The sequence below is a fragment of the Kribbella koreensis genome, from assembly GCF_039525325.1.
Classification (GTDB): Bacteria; Actinomycetota; Actinomycetes; order Propionibacteriales; family Kribbellaceae; genus Kribbella; species Kribbella koreensis.
Genome location: NZ_BAAAHK010000003.1, coordinates 627,301 through 648,975, shown reverse-complemented (window position 1 = coordinate 648,975; position 21,675 = coordinate 627,301). Strand labels below are relative to the sequence as shown.

Annotated in this window: 18 protein-coding genes; 13 read left to right on the top strand and 5 right to left on the bottom strand. The window is 67.9% G+C overall.

All coding sequences use genetic code 11. The annotated features are described in order from the left end of the window. Positions 1–163: 163 nt before the first annotated feature. A complete protein-coding gene (locus ABD116_RS06725) occupies positions 164–1,405 on the bottom strand; it encodes an MFS transporter (protein ID WP_343965966.1) in 1,242 nt (413 codons plus the stop codon). A 149-nt stretch (positions 1,406–1,554) separates the two neighbouring features. Here ABD116_RS06725 and ABD116_RS06720 point away from each other — a divergent pair, with 149 nt between their 5' ends. From ABD116_RS06720 to ABD116_RS06675, 10 genes are all read left to right on the top strand, one after another. Beyond that, positions 1,555–1,749 carry a hypothetical protein gene (locus ABD116_RS06720; protein WP_343965964.1) on the top strand — a complete coding sequence of 65 codons (195 nt, stop codon included), beginning with the start codon at positions 1,555–1,557 and terminating at the stop codon, positions 1,747–1,749. A gap of 145 nt (positions 1,750–1,894) precedes the next feature. Then, complete coding sequence (locus ABD116_RS06715; RefSeq protein WP_343965961.1) at positions 1,895–3,283, top strand: replication-associated recombination protein A; 1,389 nt, start codon at positions 1,895–1,897, stop codon at positions 3,281–3,283. Between the two features lie 483 nt (positions 3,284–3,766). Next, on the top strand, positions 3,767–4,900 hold the full coding sequence (locus ABD116_RS06710) for a Gfo/Idh/MocA family protein (protein WP_343965958.1): 1,134 nt from the start codon (positions 3,767–3,769) through the stop codon (positions 4,898–4,900). Beyond that, complete coding sequence (locus ABD116_RS06705) at positions 4,897–6,063, top strand: DegT/DnrJ/EryC1/StrS family aminotransferase (RefSeq protein WP_343965956.1); 1,167 nt, start codon at positions 4,897–4,899, stop codon at positions 6,061–6,063. The genes ABD116_RS06710 and ABD116_RS06705 overlap by 4 nt, the downstream gene beginning before the upstream one ends. Then, on the top strand, positions 6,060–6,755 hold the full coding sequence (locus ABD116_RS06700; protein ID WP_343965954.1) for an acyltransferase: 696 nt from the start codon (positions 6,060–6,062) through the stop codon (positions 6,753–6,755). Before ABD116_RS06705 ends, ABD116_RS06700 begins: the two co-directional genes overlap by 4 nt. An 83-nt stretch (positions 6,756–6,838) precedes the next feature. Beyond that, positions 6,839–7,438, top strand: a complete 600-nt coding sequence (locus ABD116_RS06695; protein WP_343965952.1) for a sugar transferase — start codon at positions 6,839–6,841, stop codon at positions 7,436–7,438. Continuing rightward, the gene (gene murJ, locus ABD116_RS06690; protein ID WP_343965950.1) at positions 7,435–9,141 is read left to right on the top strand and encodes a murein biosynthesis integral membrane protein MurJ; all 1,707 of its coding nucleotides are present in this window, start codon (positions 7,435–7,437) and stop codon (positions 9,139–9,141) included. The genes ABD116_RS06695 and murJ overlap by 4 nt, the downstream gene beginning before the upstream one ends. After that, on the top strand, positions 9,138–10,679 hold the full coding sequence (locus ABD116_RS06685; protein ID WP_343965948.1) for a hypothetical protein: 1,542 nt from the start codon (positions 9,138–9,140) through the stop codon (positions 10,677–10,679). The genes murJ and ABD116_RS06685 overlap by 4 nt, the downstream gene beginning before the upstream one ends. Then, positions 10,676–12,058 carry a tyrosine-protein kinase domain-containing protein gene (locus ABD116_RS06680; RefSeq protein ID WP_343965945.1) on the top strand — a complete coding sequence of 461 codons (1,383 nt, stop codon included), beginning with the start codon at positions 10,676–10,678 and terminating at the stop codon, positions 12,056–12,058. The genes ABD116_RS06685 and ABD116_RS06680 overlap by 4 nt, the downstream gene beginning before the upstream one ends. Beyond that, entirely contained in the window at positions 12,045–13,055 is a 1,011-nt protein-coding gene (locus ABD116_RS06675; RefSeq protein WP_343965943.1) for a hypothetical protein, read from the top strand. Before ABD116_RS06680 ends, ABD116_RS06675 begins: the two co-directional genes overlap by 14 nt. On the opposite strand, the gene ABD116_RS06670 is transcribed toward ABD116_RS06675, so the two are convergent. Genes ABD116_RS06670 through ABD116_RS06655 form a run of 4 tightly spaced genes read right to left on the bottom strand, consistent with a single transcriptional unit; the run spans position 13,011 to position 18,079 of the window. Continuing rightward, complete coding sequence (locus ABD116_RS06670) at positions 13,011–14,222, bottom strand: glycosyltransferase family 4 protein (RefSeq protein ID WP_343965941.1); 1,212 nt, start codon at positions 14,220–14,222, stop codon at positions 13,011–13,013. The genes ABD116_RS06675 and ABD116_RS06670 overlap by 45 nt on opposite strands. Before the next feature lie 4 nt (positions 14,223–14,226). After that, positions 14,227–15,654: a polysaccharide deacetylase family protein gene (locus tag ABD116_RS06665; RefSeq protein ID WP_343965939.1), complete on the bottom strand. Its 1,428-nt coding sequence runs from the start codon at positions 15,652–15,654 to the stop codon at positions 14,227–14,229. Continuing rightward, positions 15,654–16,859 (bottom strand): carboxylate--amine ligase, encoded by a 1,206-nt coding sequence (locus tag ABD116_RS06660; protein WP_343965937.1) that lies wholly within the window; start codon positions 16,857–16,859, stop codon positions 15,654–15,656. Before ABD116_RS06660 ends, ABD116_RS06665 begins: the two co-directional genes overlap by 1 nt. After that, positions 16,856–18,079, bottom strand: coding sequence for an FAD-dependent oxidoreductase (locus ABD116_RS06655; protein ID WP_343965935.1), 1,224 nt, complete (start codon positions 18,077–18,079; stop codon positions 16,856–16,858). Before ABD116_RS06655 ends, ABD116_RS06660 begins: the two co-directional genes overlap by 4 nt. Before the next feature lie 233 nt (positions 18,080–18,312). Here ABD116_RS06655 and ABD116_RS06650 point away from each other — a divergent pair, with 233 nt between their 5' ends. Genes ABD116_RS06650 through alaS form a run of 3 tightly spaced genes read left to right on the top strand, consistent with a single transcriptional unit; the run spans position 18,313 to position 21,645 of the window. After that, a complete protein-coding gene (locus ABD116_RS06650; RefSeq protein ID WP_328325242.1) occupies positions 18,313–18,735 on the top strand; it encodes a DUF948 domain-containing protein in 423 nt (140 codons plus the stop codon). Continuing rightward, entirely contained in the window at positions 18,732–18,971 is a 240-nt protein-coding gene (locus ABD116_RS06645; RefSeq protein WP_343965931.1) for a DUF6167 family protein, read from the top strand. The genes ABD116_RS06650 and ABD116_RS06645 overlap by 4 nt, the downstream gene beginning before the upstream one ends. Before the next feature lie 4 nt (positions 18,972–18,975). Then, positions 18,976–21,645 carry an alanine--tRNA ligase gene (alaS, locus tag ABD116_RS06640; protein ID WP_343965929.1) on the top strand — a complete coding sequence of 890 codons (2,670 nt, stop codon included), beginning with the start codon at positions 18,976–18,978 and terminating at the stop codon, positions 21,643–21,645. Positions 21,646–21,675: the final 30 nt, after the last annotated feature.

Genomic DNA, 21,675 nt, shown 5'->3' with positions numbered 1-21,675 from the left:
CAGCCCCACTGGTCCTCGTGTAACAGCGTAAACGCGAAGTCACCCATTGTCATGGCCAGAGGGGGCCAACGGTAGGCGGACCGTAGTCAGGAGGAGGTGGATCCACATGCGCGTAGTCGAATGGCCGTGAACCCCGGACGAGCCGTTGCGGTCGGAGACCGGATCATCCACGCTGATCGGCGCGCCGGTAGCCACCGGCGAAGCCAGACGCGAAGATGACGCCGAGGACCCCAGCGGCAGCTACCACCAAGGCCGGGCGGACGCTGTCGGCGGCAACGCCCGCGGCCAGAATCCCCACTCCCTGAGAAACCGTGAGCGCAGTGCGGGCCAGGCCGATCACCTGACCGCGCTGCGCATCAGGAACGTCCTTGACGAACGTCGTCTGGGCAGTGATCAGGTAGGACGAGCAAACCCCGGACAGCATCCACAAGGCCACGGTCGCCCAGAGCCCGGGTGAGAAGACGCAACCGATCAGCGGGGCCGAGGCGCCCACTGCCAGCGGCCCCATCAAGGCGTGTCGCCGCGATGGGGTCAGCCGACTGAGGAAGAGGACGCCGATGACGTTGCCTGCCGGGTTGGCCGCGAAGAGCACGCCGACGGCGACCGCGCCGCCGCCGAGCGTCGCGGCGTACGGGGTCGCCAGGCCCTCGACCGAGATGTAGAAGCCGGGCAGGCAGATCAGCGCGGTCAGGTACCGCAGCCTCCGGTTCTGCCAGACGAGCCGGGCTCCCGCGGACAGCGAGCCCCACCAGCTCGGCTTGGCGGTCGGCTCCGTGCCGGCCGCGGCCGGTCGCTCCTTGATGCCGAATCGCAGCACCACCGCGGAGACGGCGAAGGAGATCGCGTTGATGATCAAGGCCTTGCTCGCGCCGAGCCCGGCGACGATCGTGCCACCGGCGACGAACCCGGCGAGCTGGGCGAGTTGCAGGGTGATCGCCGAGACGCCCATCGCGGCCGGGTACCGGTCGCCGGTCATGATGGTGGCCATCGAGGCGATCCGGGCCGACTGGAAAGGTGCCGCGAGCAACTGTACGGCGACCAGCAGTACGCAGAGGATCAGCAGCGGGGTGCCGGGAATCGCCATCAGCCCGACCAGGCCGGCCCTGGCGACGTCGCAGCCGACCATCACGGTACGCCGGGGGTACCGGTCGGCGAGCCCCGACAAGAGCGGGCCTCCGGCGATGTCGGGCAGCAGAGTGAGCGCATAGGTCAGCGCGGACAGACCGGCCGATCCGGTCCGGTCGAACACCAGGACCGCGAGCGCGACCCGGGCCAGCTGATCCCCGATCACCGAGCCCAGCAGCGCTCCCCACAACCAGCGGAACTCCGCTACCGCGAAGACGTCGCGATAGGTCGCCGGCCGGTCGGCAGGATCAGTCGTGCTGGGTTCATGGGGGCGGGCCATGCCGGCCAAGTTACCCAGGGTCGGGGGGCGTCGGCTGGCGGTAGCGGTGAGCCGTTATCCGTTCGAAGCCGGGCGGTCGTGAAACGTTGTCGTCCTCTTCAGCGATACACCGGGCAGGGGAGAACTGGGGACTCATGGGAGAAGACGAAATGGCACGGCGGGTGGGGGCTGATTCCGCGGAGCTGGAGCTCGCGCGCCGGCTGCGTGCGTTGTGGGCGATCGTCACCGTACCGGTGCCGATGGCGACCGAGCACGGGGACGAGGAGTTACTCGATCGCTTGATCAGCTGCAGCCCGAGGCCACGCCGGATCCGCCGGCGATGCCGGTACCGGAAGAGAATCTGAGCAGCGCTGCCCGAGAGGTGCAAGGGTCAGGTCCGGGCCGTGGAGCCAGTCCGCCAGCGGGCTCGCCGGTACCGGAGGGCTGGCCCTTCGCCTTGTGGTCGCGGTGGTTTCGTGGACTGTCGGTGGCGGCGGTTAGGGTCGGGGGGTGAGTGATGGGTTGTTCGAGTTGCCAGGCGTGCCTGCTTCCAGTCGTGGGGGTGGGAGTCTGGCCGACGCCGATCACACCTCGGCGCCGTTGGCGGTCCGGATGCGGCCGCGCGGTCTGGACGAGCTGGTCGGCCAGCAGCATCTGCTGAGTCCGGGGTCGCCGTTGCGGCGGCTGGTCGAGGGGGACCAGCCGATGTCGTTGCTGTTGTGGGGGCCGCCCGGGACCGGGAAGACCACCATCGCGGCGGTGGTGTCGCACGCCACCAACCGGAAGTTCGTCGAGCTGTCGGCGGTCACCGCGGGGGTGAAGGAGGTCCGCCAGGTGATCGACGCCGCCCGGCGCGACCTGACCCGGGCCGACACCGTCGAGACCGTGCTGTTCATCGACGAGGTCCACCGCTTCACGAAGGCCCAGCAGGACGCGCTGCTCCCGGGCGTGGAGAACCGCTGGGTGACGCTGGTCGCGGCGACCACCGAGAACCCGTTCTTCTCGGTCATCTCGCCGTTGCTGTCCCGCTCGCTGCTGCTGACTCTCGAGTCGCTGACCGACGAAGACATCGCGGTACTGCTCCAGCGCGCCCTCGTCGACGAGCGCGGGCTGAACGGTGAGTTCGAGCTGGCCGACGATGCCTTGGATCACCTGCTCCGGATGGCCGGTGGCGATGCACGCCGCGCGCTCACGTACCTGGAGGCAGCGGCTGGCGGCGCCAAGGCAAGAGCTGCCGAAGGCAACGAACCGGGCGAGGGCGCGGTGCTCATCGACCTGTTGACGCTGGAGACCGCGGTCGACCGGGCCGCCGTCCGGTACGACCGGGCCGGCGACCAGCACTACGACGTCGCGTCCGCGCTGATCAAGTCGATCCGCGGCTCCGACGTCGACGCCGCGATGCACTACCTGGCGCGGATGATCGAGGCCGGCGAGGACCCCAGGTTCATCGCCCGGAGGCTGGTGATCTCGGCCAGCGAGGACATCGGGATGGGCGACCCGACCGCGCTCGGCGTCGCCGTCGCGGCCGCCGAAGCGGTGCAGCTGATCGGGATGCCGGAGGCAAGGATCAATCTGGCCCAGGCCGTCGTCGCCCTCGCGCTCGCGCCGAAATCCAATGCGGTCATCCTGGCCATCGATGCCGCGATCGCCGACGTCAAAGCGGGCAAGGTCGGCCCGGTGCCGCCGCATCTGCGCGACGCGCACTACGCCGGCGCCAAGAAGATCGGCCACGGCTCGTCGTACCAGTACTCCCACAACGATCCGCGTGGCGTGGTCGGCCAGCAGTACGCGCCGGACGTCGTCGACAAGGTGGACTACTACCAGCCCACCCGGCGCGGCGGCGAAGCGGCCTACGCCGAGGCGCTGACGAAGATCCGGGAGATCCTCCGGAAGCGCTGAGTGATCCGCTGATTTCATTGTGAATAACTCCGGTATTTCCGGAGGATAAACCAAGAGAATTACCGGGCCCGTAACAATTGCCCAGGCCCGATCGGCAACGAGACGCTTCGGTGTCGAATATTTCGCCGTCGAGGCCGGCCCGGATCCCTTCAGGGTGGCTCCGTTCGCGACCCCTGGCAGGTAAAGGAGTTCCGGCCGAAGTCCCGGTGAACAGTGAGAAACTGCCCAGAAGTCGAGCCTTCCAGCCCTTGCGGCTGCCCGTTGGACTGTGATTCTCTGGAGTCGTTCGATTACCCAACGAGTTCGCGACACGCGAGCCGATGAAGGCCTGTACGTGGTCTGAAAGTCGGCCTATTGTTTCGTTGTCGGTTCAATCGACATTTGCTGGCCGGGGGGTCGGTCAGGGGGTCAGCGGGGGCTGAGAGGCACCGCTGGTTGCAGGGTCAGGGGTGGTCTCACTATGGGGGTTTTCCGGCAATGGCAATGACGAACGTTACTGGCCTGCGCGTAGGCGTGGTCGGCTGTGGTTACTGGGGCTCCAAGCACATCAGGGTGCTGCACTCGCTCGAGTCGGTCGGCACCATCGCGGTGATCGACCCGAACCCGGATCGCGCGCTCCAGTTGTCCCGCAACTACCCGGCGCTCGAGGCGTACAAGGATCTGGACGAGGCGATCCCGCACCTGGATGCCGTGATCATCGCCACGCCGCCGAGCACGCACAAACCGCTGGCGCTGAAGGTGATCGCGGCCGGCGTGCACGTGATGGTGGAGAAGCCGCTGGCGACCACCGCCGCCGACGCACGCGAGATGATCGCGGCCGCCGAGACAGCAGGCGTGGTGCTGATGGTCGGCCACACCTTCGAGTACCACTCCGCGGTCTGGCAGCTGCGCGAGATGGTGCAGAAGAAGGAGCTCGGCGATCTGTACTACCTGGACACCGCGCGGCTGAACCTCGGTCTCTACCAGCACGACTGCAACGTGCTGTTCGACCTGGCGCCGCACGACGTGTCGATCCTCAACTACGTGCTCGGCGCGACTCCGGTCAGCGTCCAGTGCTGGTCGTCGCACCACGCGAACGCCAAGCTCGAGGACGTCGGCTACCTGCGGCTGCACTACAAGAACCCGGACGTGACGGCCAACGTGCACGTCAGTTGGCTGGACCCGTGCAAGGTCCGCCGGGTCACCATGGTCGGCAGCCAGAAGATGGTCATCTTCAACGACCTCGCGTCGGAGGAGCGGATCAAGGTCCACGACAAGGGCGTCTCGCAGGGACCGCAGCTCGGGGACGACCTGACCCAGCCGCCGATGTCCTACCGGTACGGCGACGTGGTGTCTCCGCACCTGGTGATGAACGAGCCGCTGATGGTCGAGGACGAGCACTTCGTCGACTGCATCCTGACCGGGCTGACCCCGCTGACCAGCGGCGCCAACGGCCTGGCCGTGGTCGAGGTGCTGGAGGCTGCTCAGCTGTCGGCGACCCAGGGCCGCGAGGTGCTGATCGAGGAGCTCGCCGGAAACGGGCCGGCCAAGGTCGTGCTGGACAAGGCGAACGGAGTCATCCACCAGAACGGCGTTCTGCACCAGAACGGTTCGGCCCCGGTCGGTGACCTGCGGTGAGCACCGGTACCCCGACCGGCCGGCCGACGCCGGTGCGGTCTTCCGAACCTGTGCCCTTCCTGGACATCTCCGGCGCGACCAACGACGTCGCGGAGGAGATTCGCGCGGGCTGGGACGAGCTGCTGCGCAACGGCCAGTACGTCGGCGGTAAGGCGGTCGCGGCCTTCGAGAAGGAGTGGGCCGAGTACTGCGGAACCGAGTTCGCGGTCGGTGTCGCCAACGGCACCGATGCCCTGCACCTGGCGATCCGTGCCCTGGGCATCGGTCCCGGCGACGAGGTCATCGTGCCCGCGAACACCTTCGTGGCAACGGCCGAGGCGGTCGTCCTGGCCGGCGCGGTGCCGCGGTTCGCGGATGTCGACGACGGCACGCTGCTGCTCACGCCCGAGACGATCAAGGCCGCCGTCACACCCGCCACCAAGGCGGTCGCGGTGGTCCACCTCTACGGGCAGCTGCCCGACATGACCGCGATCACGCAGATCTGCGACGAGCTCGGGCTCGTACTGATCGAGGATGCCGCGCAGGCCCAGGGCGCGACCTGGAACGGCCGCAAGGCCGGCTCGTTCGGCAAGGTCGGCTGCTTCAGCTTCTACCCGGGCAAGAACCTCGGCGCCTTCGGCGACGCGGGCGCGGTCGTCACCTCCGATGCCGGGCTGACCCAGCTGATGCTGTCCGTCCGTGACCACGGCCGGATGCAGAGCGAGGGCGGGCACTACTCGCACGGCGTGCTGGGGATGAACAGCCGGCTGGACGGCGTACAGGCCGTGGTGCTGTCGGCGAAGCTGCGGCACCTCGACGGGTGGAACCAGCAGCGGCGCGCGCTGATGGCGACGTACCGGGAGCTGATCGATCCGGCCCGGGCGAAGCTGGTCGAGCAACTCGAGGACGGCGAGGGCGTGCACCACCTGGCCGTCGTACAGGTCGACCAGCGCGACCGCGTCCGTGAACTCCTGCAGGAGCGGGGGATCGGGACCGGCATCCACTATCCCGTTCCCTGCCACGTGATGGGGCCCTACGAGCAGTACGCCGACGGGCCGCTGCCGGTCGCCGAGGCGGCCGCCGCCCGCCAGCTGTCCTTGCCGATGTTCCCGCATCTGTCCCAGGACGACGCGCGCCGGGTCGCCGAGGGACTGAACGAAGTACTCGCGGAGCTGGACCGATGAGCAGCCACCCACCGATCAACGCCGATCCGGGAGTCGAGATCGGCTACCCGGCGGCGCGGGTGGCCGGCGCCGAGCTGACCATCGGCGAGGGCGCCAGACTGCGCAGCGGCACGATCCTGTACGCCGGATCGCGGATCGGCGACCGGTTCGAGACCGGTCACCACGTGGTGGTCCGGGAACAGTGCGAGATCGCCGACGACGTGTCGGTCTGGAGCAACTCGGTGATCGACTACGGCTGCCGGATCGGCGCCGGGGTGAAGATCCACACGAACTGCTACGTCGCGCAGTACACCGAGATCGGGCCGGGCGCGTTCCTCGCGCCGGGGGTCACGATCGCGAACGACCTGTATCCGGGCAGCGCGGAGTCGGCCGAGGTGATGTCCGGCCCGTCGATCGGGGCCGGCGCCCAGCTCGGCGTCAACGTCACCGTGCTGCCGTTCGTCCGGATCGGGGCGAACTGCCTGGTCGGAGCGGGCTCGGTCGTCACCCGCGACCTGCCCGCCGGAACCGTCGCTTTCGGGAACCCGGCCCGCGTCCGCGGTCTGGTCGGCGAGCTGGAGGACATCAGCGCGCGGATCCGGCCGGACGACGGATCGGCCTCGCGCTTCCGGTTCTCCAACGGTTCGGACGCGAGTCCGGCCGAGGAGAAGACGGGGCTTGGCGTCAGTGTCACGATGGAGGTAGCGGGATGAGTCTCCTCCGCGGTAGCCGGGCAACCCCCGTAACCCGGCCTATTCCCGTCCGCGGAGTGAGCCGCATCATTCCGGTGGGACTGGTGAAAAGGTCGCTTGACCTGATCCTTGCTCTCACCGGGATGGTGCTGGCTGCGCCGATCCTGCTCGGTATCTACCTGTGGATCCGGTTGACCAGCCCGGGCAAGGGCCTGTTCCGTCAGGTCCGGCTGGGTGCGGACCAGCGCGAGTTCGTGATGTACAAGTTCCGGACGATGCGTACCGACGCGGATCCCAAGGTCCACCAGGAGTATGTCCGCGCGATGGCGGCGGGTGAGGTCGAGAAGGTCGACGGCCTGTACAAGCTGCACCAGGACCCGCGGATCACCAAGCCGGGCAAGTTCCTCCGCAAGACCAGCCTCGACGAGCTGCCGCAGTTGCTCAACGTACTGCGCGGCGAGATGTCGCTGGTCGGGCCGCGACCGGTGCTGCCCTTCGAGGCCGAGCTGTTCCCGGAATGGGCGTTCGACCGGTTCCAGGTCAAGCCCGGGCTGACCGGGCTGTGGCAGGTGAACGGCCGCAACCAGCTCACGATGGATGAGGGCCTGCGCTGGGACCTCGAGTACGTCTCGACCCGGAGTGTCCGGCTGGATCTGCAGATCATCTTCAAGACCATTCCGGCCTTGCTCGGGGGAGCGCGTTGACAACAGCCGATCAGAGCGAGCAGATCACGTCGCCGGAGCCGATGGCCGGTTCCGGCGACGAACTGCGCGAGGACCTGACCAGTGCGTCCGGTACCGCGCGGGACTCGGTCACTGTCGGTGCCTGGACGGCGCTAAGCCGTGGCACCGGTGTCATCCGGGTAGTGGTCATCGGTGCCGTTCTGGGCCCGACGTTCCTCGGCAACACCTACCAGCTGACCAACTCGCTGCCGAACCTCATCTACTACGGCTTCCTGGCCGGCTCACTGTTCGTGTCGCTCCTGGTGCCGGCACTGGTCCAGCACATCGACAACCACCGTCCCAAGGACAGCGCACGCGTCGCCGGAGGCTTCCTCGGGATTGCCATGGTCCTGCTGGGACTGCTCGCTCCGATCGCCGTACTGCTGCTCCCTGAGCTCCTACGCATCACCTCACTCGGCGGCGTCGGTCTCAGCGAGGTGACGCGAGACAGCGGCCAGATCGGCGTCACCCGGCTCCTGATCCTGCTGACCATCCCGCAGGTCTTCCTGTACGCCGTAGTCGGCTCCGCCACCGCGGTCATGTACGCGCACCGCCGCTTCGCCCTGGCCGCTGCAGCGCCACTGGTCGAGAACATCGGCATCATCCTCGTACTGGTCCTCGTCGGCATGATCTATGGCACCGGTAAGGAGTTGGGCGCTCAGTCGACCGGTGAAGTGCTCCTGCTCGGCCTCGGCTCGACAGGTGCCGTCGCAGCCCATGCAGCGATCCAGTGGTGGGGTGCGCGCCGGGCAGGGGTGCTCCTGCGCCCACGGGCCGGCTGGCGCGATCCGGAAGTGCTCGTGACGATCCGCAAGGCGTTGCGCTCGGTCAGCCAGGCGGGGCTGCTCGCAGTACAGCTCCTGGCGTTGCTACTGGTCTCGAACCGGGTCGCAGGCGGTACTGTCGCAATACAGATGGCATTGAACTTCTACTATCTGCCGATCGCGCTTGCTGCCACCCCGGTCGCCCTGGCGCTCCTGCCGAGGTTGTCGCGGTTGCATCAGAGCGACTCGACAGGTGAATTCACCAGCACGTTCATCGAGGGTTTGGGGCTGGCCTTGTTCATGGCGATCCCTGCGGCGGTCGGCTTCGTAGTACTGGCCGACCCGATCGCGCACACCATCGCGGCGGGCCAGATGGCCTCGCCGGAGGGTCTGCGGATGATCGCCCTGGGGCTCGCTGCGCTGGCGCTCGGGTTGGTGGGGGAGACCACGTTCTACGTGACCACACAGGCTTCCTACGCGCGTGGTGACACCAAGACGCCACTGGTCTCGATGGGCGTCCAGGCGGTCTTCTGCCTCACTCTGTGCGCTTTGGCCGCCTTCGCTCCGGCCAGGCTGCTGGTACCGGCAATCGGCGGCGCGTACGCCATTGGAGCGGTCATCGGCGGTGCACATCTGTTCCTGCGGATGAGCAGGGGCTGGCAGCGGCGGGAGCTGTGGAGCTCGCTGGTCCGGATCACCTTCGGCTCGATCGTGATGGCCATTCCGGCGTACTTCAGCGCACAGCTCATCAGCTCGCATCTCGCCGGCAGGCCCGGGCAGGCCCTCGCGCTGGTCACCGGAGCTGCGGTCGGCGTGATCGTGTACGCCCTCATCCAGCTCCTGTTGCGGTCGCCGGAGTTCGCCTGGCTGACCTCAGGACTCCGCAATCGTGGCAAGACAGCGGTGGTGGAGACCGGATGACGGTAGCCGCTCCGAGTGTGCTGTTGGGGTCCGGTCAGGCGACTGACCGGGCCCGTCGGCTGCGCCTGGACCTCGTCGGCCTGGTGGCGGCGGGTGTCTGCCTCCCCGTGATGCTGGGTGCTCTGGTGGCCGTCTCGGCGATGGCAGCACTCGCGGTGACCGCGGTGATCGGCCTGTCCATCGTCATCTGGCGCAAGCCCGCCGTAGCGGCGTACCTGATCATCTTCATGACTCCGCTGGTCGCCGGTATCGACCGCGGCCGCATCGTTCCGGTACTGCGCCCCAACGAGGCGCTGGCCGTGTTCTTCGCCGGCCTGCTGACCCTGAGGTTCTTCGTCCAGTACCGCCCCGGTACTCCGTTGCGCCTGCGAGTAGGCCGCATCGAGGCGTCCCTGATCGCGATCGCCATCACCACGTCGATCACCCCGCTGGCCTGGATGTTCCTGCAGGGCAAGGAGATCACCGGCGACGACATCACCTACGCACTGGTGCTGTGGAAGTTCCTGGGCGTCTACGCGATCGTCCGGGGGACCGTCCACACCCAGCGGCAGGTCTGGTTCTGCCTCTGGGCGTCGGTGTCGTCGGCCGTGATCCTCGGCGGGCTGGCCATCCTGCAGACCCTCGACGTGCTCGGGGTCCGCGCGCTGCTGATGACGTACTGGGTGCCGTTCGGGTTCGAGGCGCAGCTGGAGATCCCGCGTGGCAGCTCGACGCTGTCGTTGCCGGCAGCAACTGCCGACGTGCTGATCTTCAACCTGGCGATCGCGGTGGCGATGCTGTGGAAGAGCCGGCGTCATATCGCGCTGCTGGTGATGGCCTGCCTGGTCTTCGTGATCGGCACCTTCGCCGCCGGTGAGTTCTCCAGCGTGCTCGGCCTGGTGGTCGCGGTCATCTGCATCGCGTTCGCGCTGCGCCGGCTCGACCTGCTCAAGTACGCGCCGGTCGGGCTGTCGGTCGCGGTGATCGCGGCCTGGCCAGCGGTGACGCACCGGCTGGAAGGGTTCCAGTCCGCGCAGGGCCTGCCGAACAGCTGGATCGTGCGCTGGTACAACCTGCAGACCTACTTCTGGCCGGACCTGTTCCACGGCTCGAACGTGTTGTTCGGCGTCCGGCCGTCGGCCCGGGTCGTGGTGCTGACCCAGGGCACCGGTTACGTCTGGATCGAGAGCGGTTACACCTGGTTGCTGTGGGGTGGCGGGATCCCCCTGTTCGCGGCCTACGTGTGGTTCTGCCGGGTCGCCATCAAGGACCTGTGGATCCGCTGCCGGGACCTGACGGACTGGAGCGCGGTGGCGGCGGTAGGAGCCTTCACCGCTGTCGTGGTGATCATCGTCTTGATGAACTTCGACCCGCACCTGACCTACCGAGGGACCGCCGACCTGCTGTTCGCCCTGCTGGCGCTGGCGGCGGTCGGGAAAGATCCGCCGGAGGCTGCCTCGGCTACAGCTGAGGCACAAGAAGTGGAAGATACTGTCGAAAAACCGCAACGGGGAGCGATGATGAGATCAGCAGACACACTCACGGGAGTGGACAGATGAGCCGATCGACCCATCGCACCGCGAAGTCACGCGGGATCGTCCGTAGCTACCTGTGGGTGATCATCCTGATCACTTTGCTCACCACCGCCGCAGCCGGCGCCACGGTGATGTCCAGGCCGAAGATGTACGTCGGTGCCGCCCAGGTGGTCGTCTACCCGGATGCGGCCCGTGGTGGCGGCACCGTGGCGCCTGACATGGGCACCGAGCGTGAGGTCGCGAACTCCGGCCTCGTCTCGGCCGCGGCGGCCAAGGCGATGGGGATCGGCGTCACCGAGGCCACCAAGTCTCTCTCGGTCTCCGTGCCGGTCGACGCCCAGGTACTGCAGTTCAAGTACTCGTCGGAGATCCGCTCGCGGGCACTGGCCGGCGCAGCCGCCTTCACCGACGCCTACGTCGACTACCGCAACAAGGGCCGGTCGGCGAAGCTCGCGGAGGTCATCTCGCCGGCCACCGTGCCGACCGAGCCGGAGGCGGCGAACATGCCGCTGATCATCGGCCTGGGCCTGGTGCTCGGCCTGATGCTCGGCATCGGCTTCGCCTTCGTCTGGGACCGCGTCCGTGGCCGGCTCCGGGGCGCTGCCGACGTCACGCGGCAGACCGGGCTGGAGGTGCTCGCCCAGATCCCGGTCGTCAAGCAGCACTTCCCACTGGCGCCACAGATCGGGCCGTCGACCCCGGAACGCGAGGTCTTCGGCTATCTGGCCGCTCACCTGACCACGCTGACGACGCGTGGCAAGGGCGCTTCGCTGCTGATCACCAGCCCGTCGCCGGGCGCCGGCAAGACCACCGTGGCCGCGCAGCTGGCGATCGCGATGGCGGCCACCGGCAAGGAGGTCGTGCTGATCGGCGGCGACCTGCGGCACCCGGATCTGCATCTGCTCTTCGGGCTCCCGCTGACACCCGGCCTGACCGACGTACTGGCTGATTCGGGCAAGCTCGAGCGGTCCGTGCAGTCGACCGAGTTCGTGAACCTGCGGGTGCTGCCTGGTGGGACACCGCGGGTCGGCGCGTGGTTCAACGTCGAGGACCTCGAGTTGTTGCTGCAGGCCCTGTCCAAGCACTCCTTCGTGATCGTCGACGCGCCGACCGCGATCGGCGCGACCGAGTCGGCCGTGCTGGCCGGCCGGACCGACTTCACCCTGCTCGTCGTCGACGGCCAGCGGGGCTCGCGCGCAGTGGCCGCCGAGGCCGTCTCCGCCCTCTCCGGTGTCGGCGGCAACCTGATCGGCTGCGTGACGAACACCCCGCGCTCGCGGCGGTTCCAGCGCAAGACGGTGCCGGCGTCCCATGAGCGGCACAGCGGCCAGGGGAGCGTGCAGGGTGACGGTCACCCGGTAGGCGACGGACCGGTCGCCAAGTCGGAACATGTCGGGCACTGATCGGATGCGTCTGGAGGGCCGAATACAGCGGCGCGTAGTACGGGGACTCATCGCCGCGGTGACGCTGGCCGGCGTGTATCTCGCACTACCCGGGCTACACAGCCCGGGCGACGATCCGCCGGCAGCTGACGGCTACTGGCAGACCATGCCCGCAGGATCGTTCGCCCAGCTGCCCACCGAGGCCGAGTGCGCCGAGCGCGTGCACCGGTCGGAGTGGGAGCCTCGCCCGGGCAACAGCAAGCCCAACCAGACGATGCCGGCAGTGGAGCAGGTGCACACCTCACTGGCCGTCCGGCCGCGCGCTACTCCCGCAGAGGCGTACGACACCCGCTGGGACAGCCTCGGACTGGCCCGGGTGACCGGACACCACACCGGTACTACGGACGAGAACATCCAATGGGCCGCCTGCAAGTGGGGGCTCGCCGACAACCTGGTGCGCGCAGTCGCCGTGACCGAGTCGACCTGGTACCAGAAGGACCTGTACCCCTCTGGTGCCTGCGTCGAGAAGCGAGGCTGTGGTGACCTGTTCCCCAAGCCGACAGCGGCCTCAGGCGAGTACTGCAACGAGATCAAGCTCGCCGGCTACGACTACCAGCGTGACTACGGGCAGAACCTGTGCCCGAAGACGTTCTCGATCATCGGCGTGATGTCGTGGCAGGACCCGGCCTGGGGGCAGATGGCCGGCAACCAGAACGGGACCTTCCCGTTCAACCGCGACTCGACGGCCTTCGCGCTCGACTACTACGGCGCGTACATCCGTGGCTGCCTCGAGGGCTGGGCCTGGTGGCTGACCGGCAAGGACAACCCGGTCGACCCGGCGAAGCGGCTGGACGGCTGTGTCGGCGCCTGGTTCGCAGGTGCCTGGCACACCAAGCCTGCCGACGACTACACCGCACTGGTGTTCAAGACGATGGAGGAGAGGCCCTGGCTGAACAGGACCTGGGCCTCACCGTCAGGCGTCTGCTCCTGGATCCGCCGCTGCGGTAGCAACAACTGACGGCTCCCAGCCGATCGCCTTCAGGTAGATCGGCGTCTGGCGCTCCCAGGACAGCTTCTCCGTGATCAGCTGCCGCCCGGTGTCGCCGAGCTGCTTGCGCGTGGTCGGGTCGTCCAGCAGCTCGACCACCTTCGCCGCGAGCGCCGGGATGTCGCCGGCCGGAGTGAAGACGCCTGCGCCGTCCGCGAGCAGCTTGCTCTCCTGCAGGTCGAAGCAGACCACCGGCAGACCCTGAGCCATGTACTCCATCACCTTCACCGGCGACACCTCCACCTGCAGGCTGCAGTCGATGCCGAGGTCCGCGGTGGCCAGGTAGCTGAACAGGTCCTTCTCGGGAATCCAGCCAGGGAAGGTGATCCAGCGCTCCAGCCCACGGTCCTTGACCGACTGCTGCAGCTCCTCGACGCACTCGCCGTCGCCTAGTAGGACGAAGCCGACGTCCTCCCGGCCGAGCTCGCGGATCACGTGCTCGGCGACGTCGATCGTCAGGTCCACCCGGTCCTGGCGGCCCATCTTGCCGGCCCAGGCGACCAGGTGGCGGTGCTCGCCGTGCAGACTCGGCTCGGGGACGGCCAGCGAGGTACGGGCCAGCACGGGGCCGTTGTAGACAAGGGAGATCGCGTCCGGCTTGGCGCCGGCTTCCACCATGCGGTTCTTCAGGTAGGAGTTCACCGTGAGGCTGTGGTGGGCGACCCGCTGGGTACGGCGCTCCAGCCAGTGCATGGCCTTGAGCATCAGCTTCGGCGGCTCGTCGTACCGGCTGCCGAGTAGCTCGGGCATCAGATCACGCTGGTCGACCAGGATGCGGGTGCCGGCCCAGCGCAGTACCCAGGCCAGTGGGAAGTAGATGTCCGGCGGCTGGCAGATCTGCAGTACGTCGATCCGCCCGCGCAACCGGAGCTTGGTCAGGTACCAGCTGGCCCAGGCGAAGGATTGCAGGTACTCGCCGACATACCCGACCGGGCCGGATGGCTGCTTGGGTGCCGGGTACTCGAAGATCGTCAGGTTCGGTATGTCGCGGTAGCGGGCGTTGTCGTCGTCCCGCATGGTGATGACCGACAGCTGGACCCCGGCCTCGATCAGGTTGTCCACCTGCTTGCGCAACCGGGTGTCGACGCCCAGTGCGACGTTCTCGACGATCACTGCGACGTGCAACGGCTTCGGCATCTTGCTAGGCCTCCTGGTTTGCGAGCGGGGCGTGCTGAACCCTGGCACGGCCCTCAGCAGGCCCTGTCAACGTCCACCCGTCCGGGCTCTGGCGGAGCTCACTGGACGCGCGGTCACGCCACCAGGACGCCACATCTCGCGGTAGTGCCTTCCATGCCGTCTCATCGCTCTGGAACTCGTCCAGGAGCTGCTGCCAGCCCTTGGCCAGCCGCGGGTCCTCGGCGTAGTCCGGGTGCGCGAGCACCAGCACCATGCCGCGTCGCTCCCGGATGTCGCGGGCCTTGCCGACCCACAGCTCGCCGTCGTCGTGCTGCAGGATCTCGAACAGCGTGTGGTCCTGCGGCAGCGTGATCGGCAGCTCGACCTGGCCCTCGTTGAAGAACGGCAGGTACGTGCAGCAACCGCCCGGCTGCGGCTCGTAGGGATCCGAGTCCGTGTACGACGAGTCGTAGTCGAAGCCCATCGTCGGCATCAGCTCCCACGACCGCTGGGTCGCGGGGGAGCGGAAGCCAACCGCACCCCAGTGGTCCGCGTGCTTGCGCATGGCCGGCAACCGCTGCCCCAGCATGCGCTTGGACGCCACATCCCGGCCATCGTGCCGCAGACCGTGTACGCCGACCTCGCAGCCGTCCGCCTTGACCTTGGCCACCACCTCGTCGGACACCTCGTACCGCTCGGCCACGAAGTTCCAGGAGGAGACATAGCCACGGTCGCGCTCCGGCGCCCGCAACAGCTCCATCTCGTCGCGCCCGAAGCCCGTCTCGACGTCGTGCGTGAGCACCATCGCCCAGGAGTGGCCGTCCGGCCACAGATCGATCCACGGCACCGGCGTACCGGCCAGCCGCGTGGTCAGGTCGAACAGCCAGTCGTAGAACGAGTGCAGGCTGGGCTCGAGCGGCCAGGACGGGAAGGACGGAGCATTCTGGCGCTTGGCCAGGGTCCGGCGCATCTTGAGCTGGAGCGGCCGGGGGAGGAGCGGGCGGACCACGTAGTAGCCCTTCACTATTCCCTTGCGCACAAGGCGTTTGACGTTGGCGCTGCCGACCGTCTTGTAGCGCTCGGACCACAGGAAGCTCATCGACTCGCCCGGGTCGAGTGGCAGGAACACGTTGCCCTGCTGGTCCTCCCAGACGGCTGCTACCTCGGTGCCGTGGCCGTCGAGGATCGGCTCCACCTTGTGCCAGGTCTCGTCGACCGGCGACAGCGCAGTACCGGTGTAGAGGTGGCAGACGACGGAGAAGCCGGCCAGTTGGTAGCGGCCGGCCTTGTAGTCGCTGCGGGACTTACCGCCGTTGGCCCGGATCCAGGTGAGCTGCTTGCCGGACGTACCGGCGGTGACCACGCCCAGCCGGGTCTCTGGCGAGTCACCGCTCAGGTCGTACGGGACTCGCCAGTAGTCGAAGAACGCAAAGGGATGCGTCGACTCGAACATCACAACCCCCGCTTGAAGAACAGGTACGGCAGTAGCGCCACTTCGTACAGGCCTGGCAGTGGGTCGCGCAGGCTGAACACTGCCTCCGTCTGCACGCCGCGGAAGGTCTTCAGGTACGGCCAGACCTTCAGCTTCCCGGCCTTGATGTCAAGTGCCGCGTTGGGCAGGTCAGTGGCGAGCCGTAGCCACCTGACACCCGCACGGGCACGGCACTCGGTCACCGGCAGCCCCAGCTGGTCGCGGTAGACCAGATAGGGGAAGTCGGCACCTGCTGTGTAGCCCAGCGAGTGGTAGCCCCACGTGCGGGCGTTGACGTCCAGCAGCTTGTACTGCCCGTCGCGCTCGTCCTGCTTGTACTCCAGCTCGACCAGCCCGTAGTACCGGATGTCGCGCAGGAAGGTCAGCGAGTGCTTGGCCAGCTCCGGCAGGTCGATCGTCTCCACGAACGTGCTCGCCCGGCCGAAGTCGGACGGGTGCTGACGCAGCCGGCGTACCGTCATCTCCGCGACCGCCTCGCCGTCCTTGAAGAAGGCGCAGTAGCCGAACTGCCGGTCACCGCCGCCCGGGATCAGCTCCTGGACGATGATCTCGGCCTCGCCGACGATGTCGACCGCCTTGCGGTACACCGCCTCGAGCTCGGCCCGGGTGTCGACCCGCCACGCCTTGGCGCGGGTCTCGTAGAAGAAGTTCTCCTTGATCGCCGGCTTCAGGATCACCGGCGAGCTGAGATCGATCTGGTCCAGGTCGGCGAAGGACTCCGGGAACCAGCACCGGGGAATGGGGATCCCGAGCCGCTCCGCCCGCTGGTAGGTCTCTCTCTTGTCCCAGGCCGGCTGCACCGCCTGCCAGGCGGGAGTCGGCAGCTTGTAGTACTCGCTGAGCTCCTCCCGGTTGGCCGCGATCGCCGCGACCGTCTCCTCCCTGGTCGGGTAGAGGACGGCACCGTGCAGACCGAGCCGCTTGCAGGCGTCGATCAGGATCCGGACCGTCTCGCCGGCGTCCCGGAGCTCGGGCACGCGCTCGTGCCCGGTGACGTACCGGGACACGCGCGAGATGGACCGCTCGTCGTCGAGCACAGTCACCGGTACGCCGTACCGGCCGAGGCTGCGCACGATGCCGAGGCCCTGGTAGTCGCCTCCGACGACTACCGCCCCTACTCCAGAACCCGGTCCGGCAGCGTTCTTGCGGAACGGGTGTCTGTTCATACGCCGTCGCCTGTGGGTTCCAGTCGGCCGGCACCGCTGGTAGCGGTCTTGCGCCGGCTGTTGCGAACCAGCCTGGTGAGCGACTCCGCGCCGTACCAGCCGCCGGCCACGAACCGCATCAGCGGGCCGAAGCTGCGGGCACCCGGTGCGCCGAGGAAGTGCAGGCCTGGGACGGACGACTCCATACCCGGCTTCATCAGCGGGTAGCCGTCGAGTGTCTTGACCTGCAGCGCCAGCGCCGGGTCGAGGAACGGGTACCGCGTGATGTCGACCTTGTAGCCGGTACCGAACATCAGGTGGTCGACCTCGCGGGCACTGCCGTCACTCAGCTCGACGTGCACCCGGTCGCCGACCGCCTTGGCGCTCGTCACCTGGATACCGGTGCCGACCTGTACGTCCGCCAGCCGGGGAATCAGCCAGGCAGCACCGGCCGGCCGGATCGCCCGGTAGGCCAGCGGGTCCTGGATCGAGCGCGGCAGGGCGGTGAACAGGCCCGGCTTGGCGACGATCTTGGACAGACCCATCGGGCCGACGTCGGTCGGCGCGTAGACCAGCGGCACCAGCTTCGGGCCGAGCATGCGGTGGTACTTGCCGCCGTGCAGCCAGTTGATCTTCTCGGCCCGGGCGACGACCTCCACGTCGGCGCCGGACTCGCTCATCAACGCGGCCGACTCGAGCGCGCTCTGCCCGCCGCCGACGACCAGGACCTCCTGGTTCTTGAAGACCGACAGGTCGGCGTGGTCGGCCGTGTGCGAGGCGAGCTCGCGCGGCAGTCCGGACATCACGCCGGGGCGATTCACGAAGTCGGCGATACCGGCCGCGACGACCATCCGCCGGGCCCGCAGCTGGGACTCGTCACCCAGCGTGAGCACGAATCCGTCACCGTCCTTGGCGACCTTCGTGACCCACCGGCGGTCGACGTCCGGTGCCACCTTCGACTGCACCCAGGTGCCGTACGCGATGAAGTCGTCCAGCGGCACCGGCTTGGTCACCTTGGCGCCGGTCTCGGCGATATAGGAGTCGAGATTGAGCGGTCCGTCGTACTCCGCGATACAGGTCGCGGTCCAGTTCGATCTGAGCCACATCCCGGCCGGCATGGTCCGCCAGAACGACATCGGGTCGCCGAAGATGCGGACTTCTTCACCTGCCCGGCGAAGGTGTGCGGCTGCGGCGAGGCCATGCGGGCCCGCGCCAAGGACAGCAATGGCTGTCTCGTCCATTAGGTGGTCTCCCCCCACGTCCTGAACACTCCCCCCGGAGCTTCGGCCAGTATTGCGCATTCGTGGCGCTGCGTCACGGGTCCGCGCGGCGAACTTCTGCCGGATTGCAGATGTGTTGCTGACCCGGCAGTGAGGGTGTCCCTGTGTCCGGGACTGTGCTATCCGCGCGATAAGGTCCCTGAGGTACCCGGGGTCTCGGGACGGGGCAGACGAACGGAAGGCGGATCGTAACCATGAGCGTCGGTGAAGTCGCGGGGCTGATAGCAGCCTGCGCACTGCTCATCTTGGTGGGCCTGCTGGCCTATCCGATCCTCAAGCTCGGCAAGGTGTTCGAAGAGACCCGCGTGATGGTCAAGGGAGTTTCGGACTCCAGCGTTCCGTTGCTCGGCGAGGTGACCAACACGGTCGCGACCACGAACGCCCAGCTGGCCAAGGTGGACACGATCACCGACAACGCCACCACCGTGACAACCAACGCGGCCGCGCTCGCGTCTTTGTTCGCGGCGACCGCCGGCGGTCCGCTGGTGAAGGCGGCCGCCTTCACCTACGGCGTCCGCAAGGCGCTCGGCGAGAACCAGCGCCGCGACGTGTCCCGCCGGGTGAAGGACGAGATGAAGGCCGAGCGCAAGGCGAAGAAGCGGGGTGACGTGCGATGAAGCGGATCCTGTGGCTGATCGTGGGCATCCTGGTCGGTGTGTACGCGGTGACCCGGCTGAAGAAGCGGGCCCAGCAGTTCGCGCCGGAGGGCCTGCAGCAGTCGGCGGAGAAGATGGCCAGCGCGATCCGGCACTTCGGCGACGAGGTACGGGCCGGGATGGCCGAGCGGGAGACCGAGCTGCGCGACGCGCTCGGCATAGACACAGCGGCAAACGAACGTGAGGACTACCGGTAACACCATGGAAACCAGTGAGATTCGCCGGCGGTTCCTGAGCTACTTCGAGGACCGCGGCCACACGGTGGTGCCCAGCGCGCCCCTGCCGTCGCCGGACCCGAACCTGCTGTTCAACGTGGCCGGCATGGCCCAGTTCGTGCCGTACTTCGTCGGTCAGCAGACGCCGCCGTACCCGCGCGCCACCAGCGTGCAGAAGTGTGTCCGGACCCTCGACATCGAGGAGGTCGGCAAGACCACCCGGCACGGCACGTTCTTCCAGATGAACGGCAACTTCTCCTTCGGCGACTACTTCAAGGAACAGGCCGTCCAGTACGCCTGGGAACTGGTCACCAAGCCGCAGAGCGAGGGTGGCTACGGCTTCGACGAGTCTGTCCTCTACGCCTCGGTGTACTACGAGGACGACGAGGCGATCGACATCTGGAAGCGGGTCGCCGGGCTGCCCGACGACCGGATCGTCCGGCTCGGGATGAAGGACAACTTCTGGTCGATGGGCATCCCGGGTCCGTGCGGCCCGTGCTCGGAGATCCTGATCGACCGCGGCCCGGAGTTCGGCGCCGACCGGGACTGGGAGGCGGGCGACCGCTACCTGGAGTTCTGGAACCTGGTCTTCATGCAGAACATCCGCGGTGAGGGTGGCGGCAAGGAGGGCTACCCGATCCTCGGCGAGCTGCCGAAGAAGAACATCGACACCGGCCTGGGCCTGGAGCGGGTCGCGTACCTGCTGCAGGGCGTCGACAACATGTACGAGATCGACGAGATCTTCCCGGTGATCGAGAAGGCGTCGGAGCTGAGCGGCCGCAAGTACGGCGCGGACCACGTCGACGACGTCCGGTTCCGGGTGATCGCGGACCACGTCCGCAGCGCGCTGATGCTGATCGGCGACGGCGTCACCCCGGGCAACGAGCAGGGCGGCTATGTACTGCGCCGCCTGCTGCGGCGCTCGATCCGGTCGATGCGCCTGCTCGGCTACGAGGACCCGAGCCTGGTGGAACTGCTGCCGACCAGCCTCGAGCAGATGAAGAAGTCGTACCCGGAGCTGGAGGCGGACTTCCCGCGGATCAGCCAGATCGCGTACGCGGAGGAGGAGGCGTTCCGGCGTACTCTCACCGCCGGTACGACGATCTTCGACCTGGCCGTGAAGAACGTGAAGGCTTCCGGTGAGGCGCAGTTGGCCGGCAACCAGGCCTTCCAGCTGCACGACACGTACGGGTTCCCGATCGACCTGACCGTCGAGATGGCCGCCGAGCAGGGTCTGCAGGTGGACACCGACGGCTTCCGGTCGCTGATGAAGGAGCAGCGCGAGCGGGCCAAGGCGGACGCGCGGGCCAAGAAGGCCGGCCACGCGGACACTTCGGCGTACCGCGAGCTGCGTGAGAAGGGCGTCACCGAGTTCACCGGGTACGACGAGCTCGCGACCGACTCCCAGATCCGCGGCGTGCTGCGGGACGGCGCGGTGGCCGGTGCCGCCGAGCAGGGTGAGACCGTCGAGGTGGTGCTGGAGAAGACCCCGTTCTACGCGGAGTCCGGTGGTCAGATCGCGGACGAGGGCCTGATCGTCGGTGACGGGTTCAAGCTGAAGGTGCTCGACGTCCAGCGGCCGGTCAAGGGCCTGATCGTGCACCGCGTCGAGGTCGTCGAGGGTGCTGTCCAGGCTGGGCTCGATGTGCATGCTCAGGTCGACAAGGAGTGGCGGATCTCGGCTTGCCAGGCGCACTCGGGGACGCACGTCGTCCACGCTGCGTTGCGTCAGGTGCTGGGGCCGACCGCGTTGCAGAGCGGGTCGTACAACAAGCCTGGGTATCTGCGGCTCGACTTCGCTTGGGGGTCGGCGCTGGATCAGGCGACCCGCAGTGAGATCGAAGAGGTCGCGAACCTTGCGGTTCGGCAGGACCTGCAGGTCTCGGCGCAGTACATGACGCTCCCGGAGGCTCGGGAGTGGGGTGCGCTCGCGCTGTTCGGCGAGACGTACGACGACTCCGTGCGGGTGGTGGAGATCGGCGGGCCCTGGTCGCGCGAGCTCTGCGGTGGCACGCATGTGAAGCACTCGTCGCAGGTCGGTGCGCTGACGTTGACGAGTGAGTCGTCGGTCGGTGCCGGGGTGCGGCGGCTCGAGGCGTTCGTCGGGATGGACGCGCTGCATTACCTGGGGCGCGAGCGGGCGTTGGTGCGGCTGCTGTCGGAGAACCTGAAGACGCGTCCGGAGGAGCTGCCCGCGAAGGTGGCCGATCTGGCGGAGCGGTTGCGGGTCGCCGAGAAGGAGCTGGAGAAGATCCACGCCGGCCAGGTGCTCGCTGCCGGCGCCGAGCTGGCGAAGGCGCCCAAGGACGTCTTCGGTGTCGCGTATGTCGGTCACCGTGCGCCTGACGGCGTCAACGGCGGCGACCTGCGCAAGCTGGCGCTCGACGTCCGAGGCCGGATGCCCGCCGACAAGCCGGCGGTCGTCGCAGTACTGAGCGTCAACGACGGCAAGCCCGGCGTAGTCATCGCGTTGAACGACGTAGCCCGCGAATGGCGCCTGAAGGCCGGAGACCTGGTCCGGATCGCCGCTGAGCAGCTGGGCGGCCGAGGCGGCGGCAAAGACGACGTAGCCCAAGGCGGCGGCACCGACCCAGCAGGCGCCGACAAGGCCCTAGCAGCCGTAGAACACGCCATCGGCCAACTAGTAACCGGTTAACGATGAACCTCCGCCTCTGTACATCTTCGA

Excerpts from the sequence above, each read along its gene's own strand:
- ABD116_RS06685 (WP_343965948.1), top strand. The coding sequence starts at position 9,138 with ATGACGGTAGCCGCTCCGAGTGTGCTGTTGGGGTCCGGTCAGGCGACT.
- ABD116_RS06660 (WP_343965937.1), bottom strand. The coding sequence starts at position 16,859 with ATGAACAGACACCCGTTCCGCAAGAACGCTGCCGGACCGGGTTCTGGA.
- ABD116_RS06645 (WP_343965931.1), top strand. The coding sequence starts at position 18,732 with ATGAAGCGGATCCTGTGGCTGATCGTGGGCATCCTGGTCGGTGTGTAC.
- ABD116_RS06655 (WP_343965935.1), bottom strand. The coding sequence starts at position 18,079 with ATGGACGAGACAGCCATTGCTGTCCTTGGCGCGGGCCCGCATGGCCTC.
- ABD116_RS06680 (WP_343965945.1), top strand. The coding sequence starts at position 10,676 with ATGAGCCGATCGACCCATCGCACCGCGAAGTCACGCGGGATCGTCCGT.
- ABD116_RS06725 (WP_343965966.1), bottom strand. The coding sequence starts at position 1,405 with ATGGCCCGCCCCCATGAACCCAGCACGACTGATCCTGCCGACCGGCCG.
- ABD116_RS06675 (WP_343965943.1), top strand. The coding sequence starts at position 12,045 with ATGTCGGGCACTGATCGGATGCGTCTGGAGGGCCGAATACAGCGGCGC.
- ABD116_RS06700 (WP_343965954.1), top strand. The coding sequence starts at position 6,060 with ATGAGCAGCCACCCACCGATCAACGCCGATCCGGGAGTCGAGATCGGC.
- ABD116_RS06710 (WP_343965958.1), top strand. The coding sequence starts at position 3,767 with ATGACGAACGTTACTGGCCTGCGCGTAGGCGTGGTCGGCTGTGGTTAC.
- ABD116_RS06720 (WP_343965964.1), top strand. The coding sequence starts at position 1,555 with ATGGCACGGCGGGTGGGGGCTGATTCCGCGGAGCTGGAGCTCGCGCGC.
- alaS (WP_343965929.1), top strand. The coding sequence starts at position 18,976 with ATGGAAACCAGTGAGATTCGCCGGCGGTTCCTGAGCTACTTCGAGGAC.
- ABD116_RS06650 (WP_328325242.1), top strand. The coding sequence starts at position 18,313 with ATGAGCGTCGGTGAAGTCGCGGGGCTGATAGCAGCCTGCGCACTGCTC.
- ABD116_RS06670 (WP_343965941.1), bottom strand. The coding sequence starts at position 14,222 with ATGCCGAAGCCGTTGCACGTCGCAGTGATCGTCGAGAACGTCGCACTG.
- ABD116_RS06665 (WP_343965939.1), bottom strand. The coding sequence starts at position 15,654 with ATGTTCGAGTCGACGCATCCCTTTGCGTTCTTCGACTACTGGCGAGTC.